The organism is Ruficoccus sp. ZRK36, assembly GCF_019603315.1.
GTDB lineage: Bacteria > Verrucomicrobiota > Verrucomicrobiia > Opitutales > Cerasicoccaceae > Ruficoccus.
The window spans coordinates 447,889-464,271 of the sequence record NZ_CP080649.1 but is presented as its reverse complement, the minus strand read 5'-3'; the positions used below and the strand labels follow the sequence as shown (position 1 = coordinate 464,271).

Genomic DNA, 16,383 nt, shown 5'->3' with positions numbered 1-16,383 from the left:
GTCCCAACCATTTAGACCATAAATCCTTTGAAAGGATAAACGATCATCCACGACACTAACCGATATGCCGGAGCCAATGAACAACTTCACCCCCCGTGCCCAGCAGGTCCTGGCGCTCGCGCGTAAGGAAGCTGACCGTTTTCACCACAACTACGTGGGCACCGAGCACCTGCTGCTCGGTCTCATTAATCTCGGCCAGGGGGTAGCCGTGAACGTCCTGCAGAAGATGGGCCTGGATCTGGAAACAGTCCGCTCGGCCGTCGAGAAGCAGGTCGGTACCGGGCCTGAAACCAAGCCCAGTGGTAATATCCCCTACACACCTCGCGTCAAAAAGGTCCTCGCCCTCGCCGGTAAGGAAGCCAAGGCGCTTAACCATTCTTATATCGGCACCGAACACATCCTGCTCGGCCTTCTCCGCGAAGGAGAGGGTGTGGCCGCACGTGTGCTCAAGAGCCTCGATGTGGACATCGAGCAGTGCCGCAATGCCATTCTGGCTGAACTGGACCCGAACTTCGCCGGTGAACCTGGTGAAGAGCCGACCGGTGCGGGCTCCGGCCCGACGCAGGCCAGTGCCGCTGACGAGAAGAAGGAAGTCAAGACTCCCGCTCTGAAGGCCTTCGGGCGCGACCTGACCGAGCTGGCCCGCAACGGCGAACTCGACCCGGTCATCGGCCGCAAGAACGAGATCCGCCGCGTCATCCAGATCCTCTGCCGCCGCACCAAGAACAACCCGGTCCTGATCGGGGAGGCGGGTGTCGGTAAGACGGCCATTGTCGAAGGACTGGCCCAGGAGATTTCCTCGGGGCTCATCCCCGAGCTGCTCGCGGACAAGCGCGTCATCACACTCGACCTCGCCCTCATGGTGGCCGGTACCAAGTACCGCGGCCAGTTTGAGGAGCGCATCAAGGCCGTGATGGACGAGATCCGCCGCGCCAAGAACATCATCATCTTTATCGACGAGCTGCACACGATCGTCGGAGCCGGTGCCGCCGAAGGCGCCATGGACGCTTCGAACATCTTCAAGCCCGCCCTCAGCCGAGGCGAGCTGCAGTGCATCGGTGCCACCACGCTGGCCGAGTACCGCAAGTACATCGAAAAGGACAGCGCCCTGGACCGCCGCTTCCAGTCGGTCAAGGTGGACGCTCCGAACATCGAGGACACCGTCAAGATCCTGAAGGGCATCCGGGGCAAGTACGAGGATCACCACAAGGTCATCTACACCGACGAGGCCCTCGAAGCCGCCGCCAAGCTCTCCGACCGCTACATCACCGCCCGGTATCTGCCGGACAAGGCGATCGACGTGCTCGACGAGGCCGGTTCCCGCGCTCGCATCGAGTCGCTCAACCGCCCGCCGGAGATCGAGGACATGGCGAAGGAGATCGAGGAGGTCTGCGCCCAGAAGGAAGACGCCATCAGCAAGCAGCATTTCGAAGAGGCCGCGAAGTTCCGCGACCGCGAGAAGCAGCTCCGCTCCAAGCGTGAGCAGATGATCGAGGACTGGAAGCAGAACCGCGAGGAGAAGCAGATCACCGTCGATGTTGACGAGCTGCACCGCGTGGTCTCTGACTGGACCGGTATCCCGCTCACCCGCATGGAGCAGGCCGAGAGCAAGAAACTGCTCGCCCTCGAAAGCGAACTTCAGAAGGTCATCATCGGGCAGGACCCGGCCACCGAGGTCATCGCCAAGGCCCTGCGCCGCTCGCGTGCTGACCTGAAGGACCCGCGCCGCCCGATCGGTTCGTTCATGTTCCTCGGGCCGACCGGGGTCGGTAAGACGCACCTCGCCAAGATTCTGGCCGAGCAGATGTTCGGCGACATGGACTCACTGATCCAGATCGACATGTCCGAGTACATGGAGAAGTTCGCGGTCAGCCGCTTGATCGGCTCGCCTCCGGGCTACGTCGGGTACGAGGAAGGGGGCCAGCTCACCGAGGCCGTCCGCCGCAAGCCGTACTCGTGCATCCTCTTCGACGAAATCGAAAAGGCGCACCCGGACGTCGTCCAGCTCCTCCTGCAGGTGCTGGAGGATGGCCGCCTGACCGACAGTCTCGGCCGCACGGTGGACTTCCGTAATACCGTGCTGATCATGACTTCGAACGTCGGCGCCGACATTCTCCAGAAAAACAGCGCCATGGGCTTCGATATGGGCATCGACATGATGCGCGACTTCGACAAGGCCAAGGACCGCGTGCTCGACGAGACCAAGCGTGTCTTCAAGCCCGAGTTCCTGAATCGCCTGACCGAGATCATCCTCTTCAAGCCGCTCTCCAAGGAGAACATGATCAAGATCGTCGATCTCGAGCTGGCCAAGGTTCAGAAGCGCCTCGCCCATCAGGACATCCACATCACCCTGGATGCCCCGGCCAAGGAGTTCCTCATCGAGAATGGTTACGACGAAAAGTACGGTGCACGTCCGCTGCGCCGCGCCGTCGAGCGCCACCTCGAGGACCCGCTCGCCGAGGCCATCCTGCGCGGTGAGGTCAAGGCCGGCGACCCGATCCATGTCACCCTCGACGGCGACAAGCTGGTCTTCACCCAGACCACCGCCGTGGGTTGAGCGGGGCGCACCCGAACGATCTAACAAGTTTTCAAAGCCTCCGGCTCACCGCCGGGGGCTTTTTTGTTTAATAATGTCCTGTGCGGTCACGCACCGCGGGTGCGGGGCGCGTAGCCCCGCGAAAAAAGGCCATAGATTCCACGACGCGGATCACTTTGACACCGCTCCAAACTTGAGCGAAGGGTAGGGCATGGAGCGAATGACGGTCGGGATCGTGATTTTTGACGAGGTCGAGGTGCTCGACTACTGTGGGCCGTTTGAGGTGTTCTCAACCGTGCGGCTGGACGAGGACAAGCGCCGCGAGTCGCAATCGCCCTTCGACGTCAAGCTCGTCTCGTCCCGTGCCGGGTCTGTCACCACCTCCGGCGGGATGCGGGTGACGCCCGATTGCGCTTTTGCCGATTGTCCGCCGCTGGACATCCTGCTCGTGCCGGGCGGGTGGGGGACGCGTCCCCTGCTGGAGGACGCGGTGTTCCTTGGCTGGCTGCGCGAACGCGCCGTTCAGGTGCGCCTGTTGACCTCGGTCTGCACCGGCTCACTGCTGCTGGGGCAGGCCGAGCTGCTCAAGGGCCGCCGCGCCACCACCCACTGGAAGTCGCTGGACTGGATGGCGGAGCTTTTTCCGGGCACCGAGGTGGTGCGCGACAAGCATTTCGTGCGCGACGGCAACCTCTACACCTCGGCCGGGATTTCCGCCGGGATAGACATGGCGCTGACCCTCGTGGCGGACGTTTTGGGGGAGCCGGTGGCCCGAGCCACCGCCCGCCATATGGAGTATCCGTACCCCGAAAGTGATGCCCGGCGCATCGAATTGTAAAAAAGGCGTCACGGATTGGGGCCAAAGTGCCTTAAATGCCCCAAAAATAGGGAGTTATTCCCGTTATCCACAAATCGTTGTGAATAATCAGGGAGTTTTTTCCAACAAGTCCTTGTTGCCTGTCGGGGGCGGGAGTCTTTGGGTGGTTGCCTCTCATGAGATCACGGGGCGGGCTTGACCTCGCCGCGCGCCTGTGTTGTTTCGGACAGCTTTTTCGCCTATGGCCACTGCCACATCTTTCCAACCCTCTCCCGACGATTCCCGCCGCCGCAAGGATTCTCCTGCGATCGCCCGGCGCGTCCCCTACAGCATCGACATGGAGCAGGCCCTGCTCGGCTCCATTATCCTGGAAGGCGGTAGCGAGACCATGGCTCTGTGCGTGCAGGAGCGCGTCCGGGACGCCAGCTTCTACAATGCCCGCCACCAGCTCATCTACAAGGCGATGATCGGGCTCTATGAGAAGCAGAACCCCATCGACGAGATTACCCTGGGGGACCGTTTGCGTCAGGACGGGAACTTCGAGGCCGCCGGCGGCGATGCCTACCTGATCGAGCTTTCCAACCGCATCGACACCCACGCGCACCTCAGCTACTACATCCAGCGCGTGCGCGACGCCTACCTCCTGCGCGAAGTTATTCGCTTCTCTAACGAGGCTATTGAGGGCGCTTATGACGAGACACAGGACGTCGCCAGCTTCCTCGAAAAGACCGAGCAGAACATCTTCTCTGTCAGCGAGAACCGCATCACCGACGCTGCCCAGCCGCTGGAAAAGTCCATTGACGACGCTGTCCAGCTGGTCAACAACATGATCCAGAACAAGGGGCAGATCACCGGTGTGACAACCGGCTTTGCCGACCTGGACAAGATGACCACCGGCTGGCACGACGGGGAAATGATCGTCGTCGCCGCCCGTCCCTCGATGGGTAAGACCTCCATCGCCTTGAACATGATCGAGCCGGCCATCTGCCCGCGTCCGGGCCACGAGGCGGTCGGTGCGCTGATGTTTTCACTGGAAATGCCTGCCGAGCAGCTGGCCATGCGTCTGCTCTGCTCGCGGGCCCGGGTCAACATGACCAAGCTGCGCGACGGCTTCGTCCCGAAGGAAAAACAGCAGGACATCGTTCGCGCCGCTCAGGAGCTGAAGGGCGCCCCCCTCATGATCGATGACAGCTCCGGCCTGACCATCCTCGAGCTGCGTGCCAAGGCCCGCCGTGTGGCCAGCCAGATGAAGGGCAAGCTCGGCCTCATCGCCGTGGACTACATCCAGCTCGTCAATGGCACCGACTCACGCATCCCGCGTGAGCAGCAGATCGCAGAAATTTCCCGTGGTATGAAGGGCATGGCCAAGGAACTGCGCGTCCCCGTTATCGTCCTTGCACAGCTCAACCGTGAGTCTGAAAAAGAGAAGCGCCAGCCGCGTATTTCTGACCTGCGTGAGTCCGGCTCTATCGAGCAGGACGCCGACGTGGTCCTGCTCCTCTCCAAGTCCCGGGATCATAATGAGGATGAAGAAATGGCCGCCGAGGCCGTCCCGAGGGATTTAATCGTTGCCAAGCAGCGAAACGGCCCCATAGGAACTGTGCCTTTATATTTCATCAAGCACCTGACGCGTTTTGAAAATTCACAGAGACACTCTGCTTAGGCTACGCTACTTTCTCGTCCTCACACTATTAATTTCTGTATTCGCCCCCAGCCCGGCACGGGCCCAGCTGGCTCCCGATGCGGATCCGGTAGTGGGGGATATCGAGGTTATATTCGAGGGCGTTAAGACCGTCAGCGTTGAAAACATCATGGCCCACGTGCGGCTGCGGGTCGGGGAGACCTTCAGTCAAAATCTGGTGGACCAGTCGATCCGGGCCCTTTACCAGACCGGGAATTTCGAGTTTATCGAAGTGCGCCGCCAGATGATGGCTAATGAGCGCATCTCCGTGACCTTTATTGTCGTCCCGAAGTACCGTATCTCGCAGATCCTCTATGAGGGTAACGACGGGGAGTCCGATAGCGACCTGCAGGACGAGATCGAGAGCCAGGTGGGCCTGCCGCTGGACGAGGTGCAGGTCAAGCGCGACGCGACCAAGCTTTACCGCTACTACCAGAAGCAGGGCTATACCAACGCCAAGGTCTCCTACGAGATCGAGCGTAACGACCAGCTCGGCACCGGGGTGGTCGTATTCGATATCGATGAGGGCCAGCGCCTGGCTATCAACAACATCGAGTTCGTCGGCAACGATCATGTCGAGTCCAGCGATCTGACGAGCCAGATGGAGACCAGCGAGTACATTTGGCTGATTTCCTGGATCATGGGCACCGGTCGTTTGCAGGAGGAAATCTTTCAGGACGACCTGGAAAAGCTCCGCACTTATTATAAGGACCAGGGTTACCTCGACGTAGAGATCCCCGAGTCTGAGGTCGTGCTGGAGTATCCGGATGAAGGCGAGCTGAACGTCGTTATCCACATCCACGAGGGCCGTCGCTACTACATCGGTGATATCAATATCGAGGGTAACACCTTGTTCCCGACCGATGAACTGCTCCGCGCCATCCGCCTGCGTACGGGTGACCCCTTTTCTCCGAGCCAGATCGATCTGACGATCGAGAACCTCAAGGACTACTACGGTCAGGTTGGCTATCTGGATACCTTTGTACGTGTCGAGCGCTACCCGAATATCGAGGGCGGCACCATTGACCTTAAGTTTATCGTCACCGAGGGTGAGAAGTTTTTCGTCGAAAGCATCAACCTGCAGGGCAACACCAAGACGCGTAGCCGCGTGATTGTCCGCGAGCTTGCGCTCGCCCCGGGCGATACCTTTGACCTGGTGCGGATGAAAAGCAGCCAGGCCCGCTTGGAGAACACCCGCTTCTTTGACGAGGTCCGCCTCTCGCCCGAAGCCACCAACATCCCTGGTCGCCGCAATCTGCGCATCACGGTCAAGGAGGGGCAAACGGGTAACTTGACCTTTGGTGCCGGTTTCAGCTCGGTCGAGTCCATCGTTGGCTTTGTTGAGCTTTCACAGAGTAACTTCGACATCTTCAGCCCGGGCTCGTGGTTCCAGGGCGGTGGTCAGAAGTTCCGCCTGCGTATCTCTCTTGGCTCTCAGTCCAATCAGGTGCTGCTCGCTTTCGAAGAGCCCTGGCTCTGGGAACGTGAGCTGGCAGGTGGCTTCGAGCTCTACCGCACGGAGTCTAACTACCTGTCCGTCAACTATAACGAGTTGCGCATGGGGGCTACGTTCTATCTCCGCAAGCGCCTCTTCGAGCTGGTTGAGGGTAAGCTTTCCTACACGGTTGAAGACGTGAACATTAAGGACGTCAGCACGGGTGCTCCGCTGGATGTGCAGCAGCAGGCCGGTAACACCAGTGTGTCCAAGATCGGTTTTGAGTTGCTGCGTGATACGCGTAACAACCTGATCTTCCCGGATCGGGGGACGCGTCTGGAGAGCTTGACCGAGTTTGCCGGTGGCCCCTTGGGTGGCCAGACTGACTATGTGCGCCAGACACTCTCGGGTGCCATGTGGATCAAGACTTTTGACTGGGCCAACCAGGTGATCAGCTTCCGTGGCCGCACCGGTACCGTCATCCCATACGACAACAACGTCGTTCCCTTCTTCGACCAGTACTATCTGGGTGGTCCCTACAGCCTGCGTGGCTTCCAGTTCCGCGATGTTGGCCCGAAGCAGACGGACAAGAGTAAGCCCGGCTATGGGGAGACCTTGGGCGGTAACACCATGGCCTTCGCCTCGATCGAGTACACCTTCCAGATCCTTGAGCCTCTGCGCTTCGCCCTGTTCTATGACTGGGGCTATGTTAACTCTGGTGACTTGAACTGGGACCCGAGCGCCTACAACGACGACTACGGTTTTGGTTTCCGCATCCTGCTGATGGGGGCTCCGCTGAACATCGACTTCGGCTTCCCGCTCACCTCCGACGAGTTCAACGACGACGGTATGCAGTTCAATTTCTCCTTCGGTACGGTCTTCTAGGCCGCTTACTAACGTTTAATTAGACTGAAATTCGGGGTTGAACCCCTTCCGCTTTCCCGGCACTTTGGAACTTTCTGCACATTTTGAACTCATAGTTCCTATAACTCTATTCAAACCCACTCATGACTAAGAAATTCTTACTCACCTTCCTGGCCGCATTTTTGATGGTCGGCGCTCTGCAAGCCCAAAAGACCCCGATGGTCGTCACCGTGAACATGGGCGAACTTTACAAAAACTACTGGAAAGCTCAGGAAGCTGACGAAAAGTTCCAGAGCTCGGTGGAAAACGCCCAGCAGGAGATCCAGGCCATGATCGAAGAAGGCATGGGCATGGCTAACCAGCTCCAGGACATCCAGAGCAAAATGAACAACCCGGCCCTGACTGAGGCAGCCCGTGAGAAGTTCAATGCTGAGGCACAGGAAAAGGCTCAGGCCATCCGTGAAAAGGAAGCCGAAGTCAACCGCTACCGCCAGAACACCGAAAAGACCCTCCAGCAGCGCCGTCAGAGCATCGTTGAGCTGCACGTCACTGAAATCCGTGAAGAAGTGATCGAAGTGGCCAAGCAAAAGGGAGCTGACCTCGTGCTCAATAGCGCCGGTATGGCTGTCGTTTATTTCGACGAGTCCTTTGACATCACTCAGGAAGTCCTGAACAAGCTTAATGCTGAGAAGGATACTGCATCGGCTGCTGGCCCTGCTTCTCAGAACTAATTTTAAAGACATTTTTTAGAAAACTCCCTTCCCTGCGAAGGGAGTTTTCTGGTTTTACAGACACCTGCATCCTTACGACAATGCCCGGCATGAACATATCCTTCCTCCTGGAGGACATTACCCGCATTTTGCAGGATGGGGTGGTCGAGGGATCGCTCGATCAGCCCATCACCGGTATCGCCTCCCTGGCGCAGGCCCAGCCGGGTGATCTCGCTTTCCTCGGGAACCGTAAGTATACCCCTGACGTCAAAACTTGCCGCGCCTCGGTCATCCTGCTTTTTCATGACTACGAGGGGGCTCCTGCTCCCGGCCAGGCCTTTGTCCGCCTCGAGAATCCGTCTCTCGGGCTCGCTCGCCTTTGCGGTGCGATCGAGGCCATGCTCTGGCCCAAGCCTCAGCCGGGCGTTCACGCCACTGCCGTGATCGACGAGAGTGCGGAGGTTGACCCGACCGCATGGGTCGGCCCGTATTGTGTCGTCGGCGCAGGCGCGAAGATCGGCCCTGGCTCCAACCTGGAGTCGCTTGTCACTGTTGGCCGTGAGGCATCGGTGGGGGCGCAGTGCCGTATTTCCGCCCACGTATCGATTGGCGATTACTGCGAGGTCGGCGACCGCGTGCGCCTGCATCCGGGTGTTGTTATCGGGTCGGACGGTTTTGGCTTTGAGACGAACTCGGGAGTCCACGAGAAGGTGCCCCAGATTGGTAACGTCGTCATCGAGAACGATGTCGAGATCGGTGCAAACACTACCATCGACCGCGCACGCTTCAGCAGCACCCGTATTGGGGAGGGCAGCAAACTGGACAACCTCGTCCAGATCGCCCACAACGTCGTCATCGGCAAGGGCTGCCTCATCGTTGCCCAGGCGGGTATCTCCGGCAGCACGACGATGGAGGACTTTGTCATCGTGGCCGGGCAGGCCGGGATTACTGGCCATCTGACGCTGGCCAAGGGCAGTGTGATCGGCGCCCAGGCGGGTCTGCACAGCGATACACAGCCCGGTGCATACTATCGCGGCTCGCCCGCGAACACCGCCGCGCTCCAGCACCGTATCGATATTTTGAGCAAACGTTTGCCTGAATTGTTTAAAAGGGTTGCCTCTTTGGAGAAGATGACGGCAGGATGAAAACACGGTTTTTATGAGAGAGCAGGGACTAAAAGTCTTCACCGGCAATGCGAACCCTGAACTGGCGCGGGAAATCTGCGCGTTCATGAATATCCCCTTGGGGCGCGCGACAGTTAAGCGCTTCCCGGACGGGGAGACCTTCGTTCGCATCGACGAAAATGTCCGCGGTCAGGATGTGTTTATCATCCAGCCCACGTGCCCGCCGGCTAACGACCATATTATGGAGCTGCTCATCATGATTGATGCAGCCCGGCGTGCATCGGCCAGCCGCATCACCGCGGTGTTGCCGTTTTACGGCTATGCCCGGCAGGACCGCAAGGACCAGCCGCGCGTGCCGATCACGGCCAAGCTCGTGGCAAACCTCCTGGTCGCTTCCGGTGCCAATCGCGTGCTGACCATGGACCTGCACGCCCAGCAGATTCAGGGCTTCTTTGATATCCCGGTCGATCATCTCTATGCTTCGCCGGTGTTCTCCGACTATCTCACGCAGCTTAAGCTCGAGAGTGACCTCGTCGTGTACTCGCCCGACGTTGGCGGGATGAAGATGGCTGCTGCCTACGCTGATATCCTCAAGTGCCCGCTCGGCTTTGTGGCGAAAAAGCGCACCAGCGCGACCGAGGTCGAGGCCTTCAACCTGGTGGGTGATGTCGCCGACAAGGACATCCTCCTCGTCGATGACATGACCGAAACCGCCGGTACGCTCACGGCCGCTGCCAATCTGCTCAAGCTCAATGGCGCTCGCTCGGTGCGTGCTGCTGTCAGCCACGGTGTCCTCAACGAGATTGGCTACGACCGCCTCCGCAACGGCCCGATTGACGAGCTGATCACGACCAACACCACTCCGGTTGAGGCTCGTGGCCTGCCGATCACCGTGCTCAGCGTGAATGAGATCCTCGGTAAGGCGATCATGCACATTCACAGTAATGAGAGCGTGACCGGCCTCTTCGATATAAAGGGCTTCTAGTCGTATTCAGTCGAATCGCTTTGTTAAAACCGTCCATGGGCTTGGCTCATGGACGGTTTTTTTTACGCCCCGATGGGATTACGGCACTTAATGCTCCGGGTGTCCGGGCCTTTTAAATTGGACTCGCTGCGGGGGCTTACGTTAAGACTCATCCCGAGTTTCTACCCGAGACGCTTTCACCGATTATAATCACCATCCTCCTCACCAGATATGTCCCTACACGCCAAGCATTCCATTCTCTCTGAGATAAACGACGAGGTCTTCGCCTCCAGCGGTCTGTCCGGTTCGCTGCCCAAGTACCGTTTCCCCAAAGACGAGACCGCCGCCCGCGATGCCTACCAGCTCGTGCACGATGAGCTTATGCTCGATGGTAACGCCCGCCAGAATCTGGCCACGTTCTGCCAGACCTGGGAGGAGCCTGAGGTGCACAAGCTCATGGACGAGTGCATCGACAAGAACATGATCGACAAGGACGAGTACCCGCAGACCGCCGAGATCGAGGCCCGCTGCGTGCACATGCTCGCCGACCTGTGGAACTCTCCCGACGCCGCCAACACCGTCGGCTGCTCGACTACCGGCTCCAGTGAGGCCGCCATGCTTGGCGGGATGGCTATGAAATGGCGCTGGCGGGCCAAGCGTCGCGCTGAGGGTAAGAGCACTGAAAAGCCTAACATGATCTGCGGCCCCGTCCAGGTCTGCTGGCATAAGTTCGCCCGCTACTGGGACATCGAGCTGCGCGAAATTCCCATGGAGGGCGACCGCCTGATCATGACACCGGAGGAGGTTATCAAGCGCTGCGACGAAAACACGATCGGTGTCGTACCGACTCTCGGGGTCACTTTCACCGGCCAGTTCGAGCCGGTCAAGGCCGTCAACGACGCGCTGGATAAACTGCAGGCCGAAACCGGGCTGGACATTCCGATCCACGTGGACGGTGCCAGCGGCGGCTTCCTCGCTCCTTTCTGTGCCCCCGACCTGCTGTGGGACTTCCGTCTGCCGCGCGTTAAGTCGGTCAATGCCTCCGGGCACAAGTTCGGGCTCGCTCCGCTCGGGGCCGGTTGGATCATCTGGCGTGAAAAGCAGGACCTGCCCGAGGACCTTGTATTCAAAGTCAACTACCTCGGTGGCGATATGCCGACCTTTGCGCTGAATTTCTCCCGCCCCGGTGGGCAGGTGATCGCGCAGTACTATGACTTCGTCCGCCTGGGTAAGGAGGGCTACGGCAAGATCCATGGCGCCTGCTACGAAACTGCCCAGCACTTTGCCCGTGAGATCGAAAAGCTCGGGCCCTTCTCCGTGATCTACGACGGTAATCCCGCAGAGGGCATCCCCTGTGTGAGCTGGATGGTCAAGCCCGGAGCAGAGCTTTCGTATTCCCTGTACGACCTGGCTGACCGCCTGCGTGTGCGTGGCTGGCAGGTGCCCGCCTACTCGATGCCGCCCAAGCGTGAGGACCTCGTCATCCAGCGTGTACTGGTCCGCCACGGCGTGACGCGGGACTTGATCAACCTGCTCCTCGAGGATTTCAAGCGCTGCCTGGAGTACTTTGAAAAGCATCCGGTGTCCTCGCCGGTGACTTCTGAAGAGGCGACCGGCTACCACCACTAGGGTGTCCGGGGCACCTCCTGCATGCGGGGGTGGCTGCCTGCCGTTAAACGTGCCAGCGATGCGGGCCTTGCAGGATTGTCGGTGCTCCCTTTCGGGCGACCGTTTGACTTGCTGGCCGAGCTGGATGTATTGATGCGAAGAACATGAACCGTGGTTATCTCTACTTCGTGCTGGCACTGGCAGCATTCTCGATCTGGTTGACGGATGCGGCCTGGCCCTGGAAAGCTCTGCTGACGTGGATCGGGCTTTCCGGCCTGTACTTCGGCATCGGCTATGTGACTGCCTGGGGGGAGATCATGGCCAAGTCGCGCCATGGTCGGCTGCCTTGGGCGATGAAGCTCCTCCTCTTGCCGGTATTGGTAGGGGTGGTCGTCTATCACCGGATCGCCAAGAAATTCGACCAGGCAGAGCCGCTGCACGAGATTCGCCCCGGTCTGTGGCTGGGGCGTCGGCTGACGCTGACGGAGCGCACGCTCCTGGAGGAAAACGACATCACCGCCATCCTCGATGTCACCGCGGAGTTTGACACTCCTTGCTCTGACCTTCTCAGCGACGATATCGCCTATCTGAATATCCCGGTCTTTGATCGTCATCGCCCGCGCATCGGCCAGCTTGCCGCTGCGGTCAAGTGGATCGCCCGGCAGCGTGCGCACAACCGGCAGGTGCTCATCCACTGTGCGCTGGGTCAGGGGCGCTCGGTGACGGCGCTGATGGCGTATCTGCTGTACTCCGATCCGGATGCCGACCTCCACGATATTCTAAAGGAGATTCAGGGCATACGCTCGGTTGCTAATCCCAATGCCCTCCAGCTGCGCCTGCTGGCACGCTTTCAGCGATCGGAGGCGCGCCGCCAGAAGCCGCGCATGTTTGTCGTATTAAACCCTGTCTCCGGTAAGCGGGATCCGCAGAAGGACCGCTCGCTGTTGATCGAGCTGCTGGGACCTTTTTACAAACTTCGGATACTCGAAACGACGCCCGACATCGGTGCAGAAGAGCTGACCCGACGCGCGCTCGAGGAAAAGGCCGACCAGGTGCTGGCTGCCGGTGGTGATGGCACGGTGGCGGCGGTGGCGGGAGTTCTCGCTGGCACCGATGTGCCGATGGGGATCATCCCGCGCGGTACCGCCAACGCTCTGGCCACCTGCCTCTACGGACTCTCTGTGCAGGCGGACCCGGTCGGGACCTGTTGCCGTCATATCCTGGCGGGCAGCACGCGGGCGATTGACATCGCTCGCTGTGACGGGCGCGTGATGGTGCTGCTGGCTGGCATCGGGATCGAGGCCGGTATGATCGAAAAGGCCGAGCGCGAGGCCAAAGACCAGTGGGGCGTGCTCGCCTATCTGGTCGGAGCCTGGCAGCAGATTGACGAGCAGAAGCCCTTTCAGCTTCGCTTGGAGGTTGATGGACAGGAGGAAAAACTGGAGGCCAGCTGCGTGACCGTGGCCAACGCCGCTCCCCCCTCATCGGTTTTTGCTCAGGGGCGGGGGACGCCCGATCTGGCAGATGGTAAGCTCGACGTCACGATCGTGACCGACTTCAAATCCCGCGCACACGCCGTCGAGACGATGAGCAAACTCTTTGTGGGCACCTATGCCGAGAGCGAAAGTCGCGACCAGACCGTGCTTCACTTCTCGGGAAAGAAAATCCGTATCGAGACTGAGCCTGCGCAGAGCTTTATCCTCGATGGCGATGTGGCTGGGGAGACCCCGCTCACGCTGGAGGCCGAGCAGGCCGCGCTAAAGGTTTTCTTCGATCAAGAGCTTGTGCGCTCATCCGAGTAAACGGTGATCGGTCTATGCGTCGTAGGTGTGCCCGCCGAGCTTGGCGAAGATGGTACGCTTGTTCTCACGGTAAAGGGTGGGGGACTCTCCCGTCTGCTGGCGGAAGAGTCGCGAGAAATACAGCGGATCGTCCACGCCGATAGCGGCTGAAATATCCGCGATGGTCAGGTCTGTCTCCAGGAGCATGCGCGCCGCTTCCTGTATCCGGATTTGCATGACATAGCGCTGTGGCGGGATGCCGACCTGCTCGATCCACAGTCGCCGAAATGTCGATAGACTGCACCCGCAGTCTTGCGCGCAGCGCTCCCAGTCGAGTTGTCTTCGTGGGTTTTCAGCGAGCTCTTCACGCACTTGGGCGATGCGGCTGGAGCGCTCGTCCTGCTTTTCGCGGATATGGAGATTTGCGCCCAGACTGGCGACGACCATCGCCTCCGCCAGTCGGTCCAGTAGATCGATGACTTCGACGGTGCGGGGATGCCTCATCAGCGTAGTGACCGCGTCCGCGAGGCGGCGGGTCGTCTCGGCCATCGCAATCGGCCACCAGGGGCGGTCTTTTCTCCACATGCCCTTGCTCTGGAATTGCGCCTGACTGCGCTTGGGGAAAATGAAGAAAAGCTCTTCCCACCCGGCCTGTTGTTCATCCTGCCCATAGTGGAAGTGCACGCCCGGCCACTGGGTGAGTACGCAGGGGGCTTTGATCTGCACACGTCGTCCATCGATGGAATAAAACCCGCCCCCGGAGAGGATGAACGAGTAGTTGAAGCTGTCGAAGCTCCAGTCGATAACGTCTTGCTTGGCGGGCAGATAGCCTGCGTGCTGGATCTCCTCCGCGCCGCGTAGCAGGCGAGGCGTTTGTCCGGAATGAATGGATAAATTATCCATGAGTTTGAATAAAAGCCCTATTTTAAAGGGGCCGCAATGCTGATATAGTAGCTAAAAAGTCTATTTATGAATAACACCCCTACTAAGAAAGCATTGATTTTCCAAGGCGGATGGGACGGCCACGAGCCCGGCCCTATGTCCGAGTTGACCGCGATCGCACTTCGCGAGGCCGGTTACGAGGTCCAGTCGCAGAGCTCGCTGGATTGTCTGGATGATCTGACGGCACTTCAGGCATTTGACCTCATTGTCCCGGTCTGGACGATGGGTGAGCTGACCCCCGAGCGTCAGAAAAATCTCTGCGAAGCCGTGCGGACAGGTACGGGATTGGCAGGTTTTCACGGGGGCATGGCCGATGCCTTTCGGGGCAGCCTCAACTACGAGTGGATGGTCGGCGGGCGTTTTGTCGGGCACCCTTATGTCGGGCCCTATCGCGTGCATGTCATGGATGCTGAGCACCCGATCATGGCGGGACTGGCTGCCTCTTTCGACTACGACTCCGAGCAGTATTACCTGCAGGTTGACCCGGGCATTCGCGTCCTCGCGAGCACCGTTTATGAGCGCGAGGGGCAGTGCGTGAATATGCCGGTCGTGTGGACGAAGTCCTGGGGGCAGGGGCGGGTCTTCTGCTCGGCTCTCGGCCATAAGTCCGACGAGTTCAAAAAATATCCTCACGTCTGGGATATGACAGTGCGCGGCCTGGTCTGGGCCTGCCGCTAAATGCTCAACGCCTGCTTGTCATGGAAAATCATGACATAAATATCCCCCCCCGGATTATCACTCCTAACTATTGATCTTGTATGACTAAGCATACCCCTGAACCTCTGCGCGTCGGCCTCATCGGCTGTGGCGACATCGCCCGCAAGGCCTACCTGCCGTTCGCGGCCACCTGTGAAGATTTTCGCATCGTTGCCTGCGCTGATTTGCGCGCCGATATGGCACAGGCGCTTGCCGCCGATTTCGAAATCCCGAGAGTGTTATCTGTCGATGCGCTCCTGGCCGATCCACAGATCGACATGGTCCTGAACCTCACGCATCCGGCTGCGCACGCTGAGATAAACCTGCAAGCGCTGGAAAACGGCAAGCACGTCTACTGCGAGAAGCCCTTCGCGCTCAACCTAGATGATGGGAAGCGTGTCTTGCAGGTCGCAGAGGAAAAGGGGCTGCGGGTCGGTTGTGCTCCGGATACCGTCCTGGGCCCCGGTACGCAAACCGCGCGGCAGGCGATCGCCGATGGGCTGATCGGGGAGCCGGTAGCAGCGCGCTTGATGTGGGGCGGGGGTGGCCACGAATCCTGGCATCCCAATCCCGCCTTTTATTATCAGGTCGGTGGCGGCCCTATGCTGGACATGGGACCGTACTACCTGACCGCGCTGGTTGAGCTGCTCGGGCCGCTGCGCTCGGTCACGGGTCGCTCCCGCCAGGCTTTGAGCGAGCGCTTGATCACGAGTGAGCCGCTGAATGGCACGCGCGTCCCCGTCGAGGTTCCCACGCATTATTCCGGTGTCGTGGAGACCCGGAGTGGTGCCCATGCTCTCACGCTGATGAGCTTTGACATGCCCGGGCGTGGTGAATTTGACAAGATGCCTGAAATCATCGGCACGCTGGGGACGCTCAAGTCTTCCGACCCGAACCGCTTTGACGGGACGGTTTATCTTCGCCGGGCCGGTGAAGAAAACTATACCGAGCTTCCCGCCACCCATGCCTATCCGGCCGGGCGCGGACTGGGGCTGGCCGATATGGCGCTGGCCATTCGCGAGGGGCGTCCGCACCGGGCCAGTGGTGAAAAAGCCTGCCACATCCTTGAGGCCATGCTCGCCTTTGATGAGGCCGAGCGCACCGGGCGCAGGGTTGACCTGAGCACGCCCTGCGTACAGTCTGAGGCTATGCCCTCGGGCGGACTTTCGACAGGTGCCTGAGTCTTACGTCGGGCAACTTCTCCTACTTCAAAAACTCTCAACCC

12 protein-coding genes are annotated in these 16,383 nt (G+C 59.8%); 11 read left to right on the top strand and 1 reads right to left on the bottom strand.

What is annotated here, in order from left to right; genetic code table 11:
- Positions 1–76: 76 nt before the first annotated feature.
- The 9 genes from K0V07_RS01990 (at position 77) to K0V07_RS01950 (ending at position 13,541) form a co-directional block, all read left to right on the top strand.
- Positions 77–2,557 (top strand): ATP-dependent Clp protease ATP-binding subunit, encoded by a 2,481-nt coding sequence (locus tag K0V07_RS01990; RefSeq protein WP_255568079.1) that lies wholly within the window; start codon positions 77–79, stop codon positions 2,555–2,557.
- 190 nt (positions 2,558–2,747) lie between these two features.
- Positions 2,748–3,374: a DJ-1/PfpI family protein gene (locus tag K0V07_RS01985; protein WP_220622855.1), complete on the top strand. Its 627-nt coding sequence runs from the start codon at positions 2,748–2,750 to the stop codon at positions 3,372–3,374.
- Positions 3,375–3,594: 220 nt separating this feature from the next.
- Complete coding sequence (dnaB, locus tag K0V07_RS01980; RefSeq protein WP_220622854.1) at positions 3,595–5,016, top strand: replicative DNA helicase; 1,422 nt, start codon at positions 3,595–3,597, stop codon at positions 5,014–5,016.
- Positions 4,988–7,354 (top strand): outer membrane protein assembly factor BamA, encoded by a 2,367-nt coding sequence (gene bamA / locus K0V07_RS01975; protein ID WP_220622853.1) that lies wholly within the window; start codon positions 4,988–4,990, stop codon positions 7,352–7,354. The genes dnaB and bamA overlap by 29 nt, the downstream gene beginning before the upstream one ends.
- Positions 7,355–7,476: 122 nt before the next feature.
- On the top strand, positions 7,477–8,064 hold the full coding sequence (locus K0V07_RS01970) for an OmpH family outer membrane protein (RefSeq protein ID WP_220622852.1): 588 nt from the start codon (positions 7,477–7,479) through the stop codon (positions 8,062–8,064).
- Positions 8,065–8,153: 89 nt separating this feature from the next.
- The gene (gene lpxD / locus K0V07_RS01965; protein WP_220622851.1) at positions 8,154–9,188 is read left to right on the top strand and encodes a UDP-3-O-(3-hydroxymyristoyl)glucosamine N-acyltransferase; all 1,035 of its coding nucleotides are present in this window, start codon (positions 8,154–8,156) and stop codon (positions 9,186–9,188) included.
- Between the two features lie 13 nt (positions 9,189–9,201).
- Positions 9,202–10,152 (top strand): ribose-phosphate pyrophosphokinase, encoded by a 951-nt coding sequence (locus tag K0V07_RS01960; protein WP_220622850.1) that lies wholly within the window; start codon positions 9,202–9,204, stop codon positions 10,150–10,152.
- Between the two features lie 210 nt (positions 10,153–10,362).
- Positions 10,363–11,760 carry a glutamate decarboxylase gene (locus K0V07_RS01955; RefSeq protein ID WP_220622849.1) on the top strand — a complete coding sequence of 466 codons (1,398 nt, stop codon included), beginning with the start codon at positions 10,363–10,365 and terminating at the stop codon, positions 11,758–11,760.
- A gap of 143 nt (positions 11,761–11,903) precedes the next feature.
- Positions 11,904–13,541, top strand: a complete 1,638-nt coding sequence (locus K0V07_RS01950) for a diacylglycerol kinase family protein (RefSeq protein ID WP_220622848.1) — start codon at positions 11,904–11,906, stop codon at positions 13,539–13,541.
- 12 nt (positions 13,542–13,553) lie between these two features.
- Here K0V07_RS01950 and K0V07_RS01945 read toward each other — a convergent pair whose 3' ends face one another.
- Positions 13,554–14,423 (bottom strand): AraC family transcriptional regulator, encoded by an 870-nt coding sequence (locus K0V07_RS01945; RefSeq protein WP_220622847.1) that lies wholly within the window; start codon positions 14,421–14,423, stop codon positions 13,554–13,556.
- 66 nt (positions 14,424–14,489) lie between these two features.
- Here K0V07_RS01945 and K0V07_RS01940 point away from each other — a divergent pair, with 66 nt between their 5' ends.
- Both K0V07_RS01940 and K0V07_RS01935 read left to right on the top strand, forming a co-directional pair.
- Positions 14,490–15,140 carry a ThuA domain-containing protein gene (locus tag K0V07_RS01940; RefSeq protein WP_220622846.1) on the top strand — a complete coding sequence of 217 codons (651 nt, stop codon included), beginning with the start codon at positions 14,490–14,492 and terminating at the stop codon, positions 15,138–15,140.
- 80 nt (positions 15,141–15,220) lie between these two features.
- Positions 15,221–16,339, top strand: coding sequence for a Gfo/Idh/MocA family oxidoreductase (locus K0V07_RS01935; RefSeq protein WP_220622845.1), 1,119 nt, complete (start codon positions 15,221–15,223; stop codon positions 16,337–16,339).
- Positions 16,340–16,383: the final 44 nt, after the last annotated feature.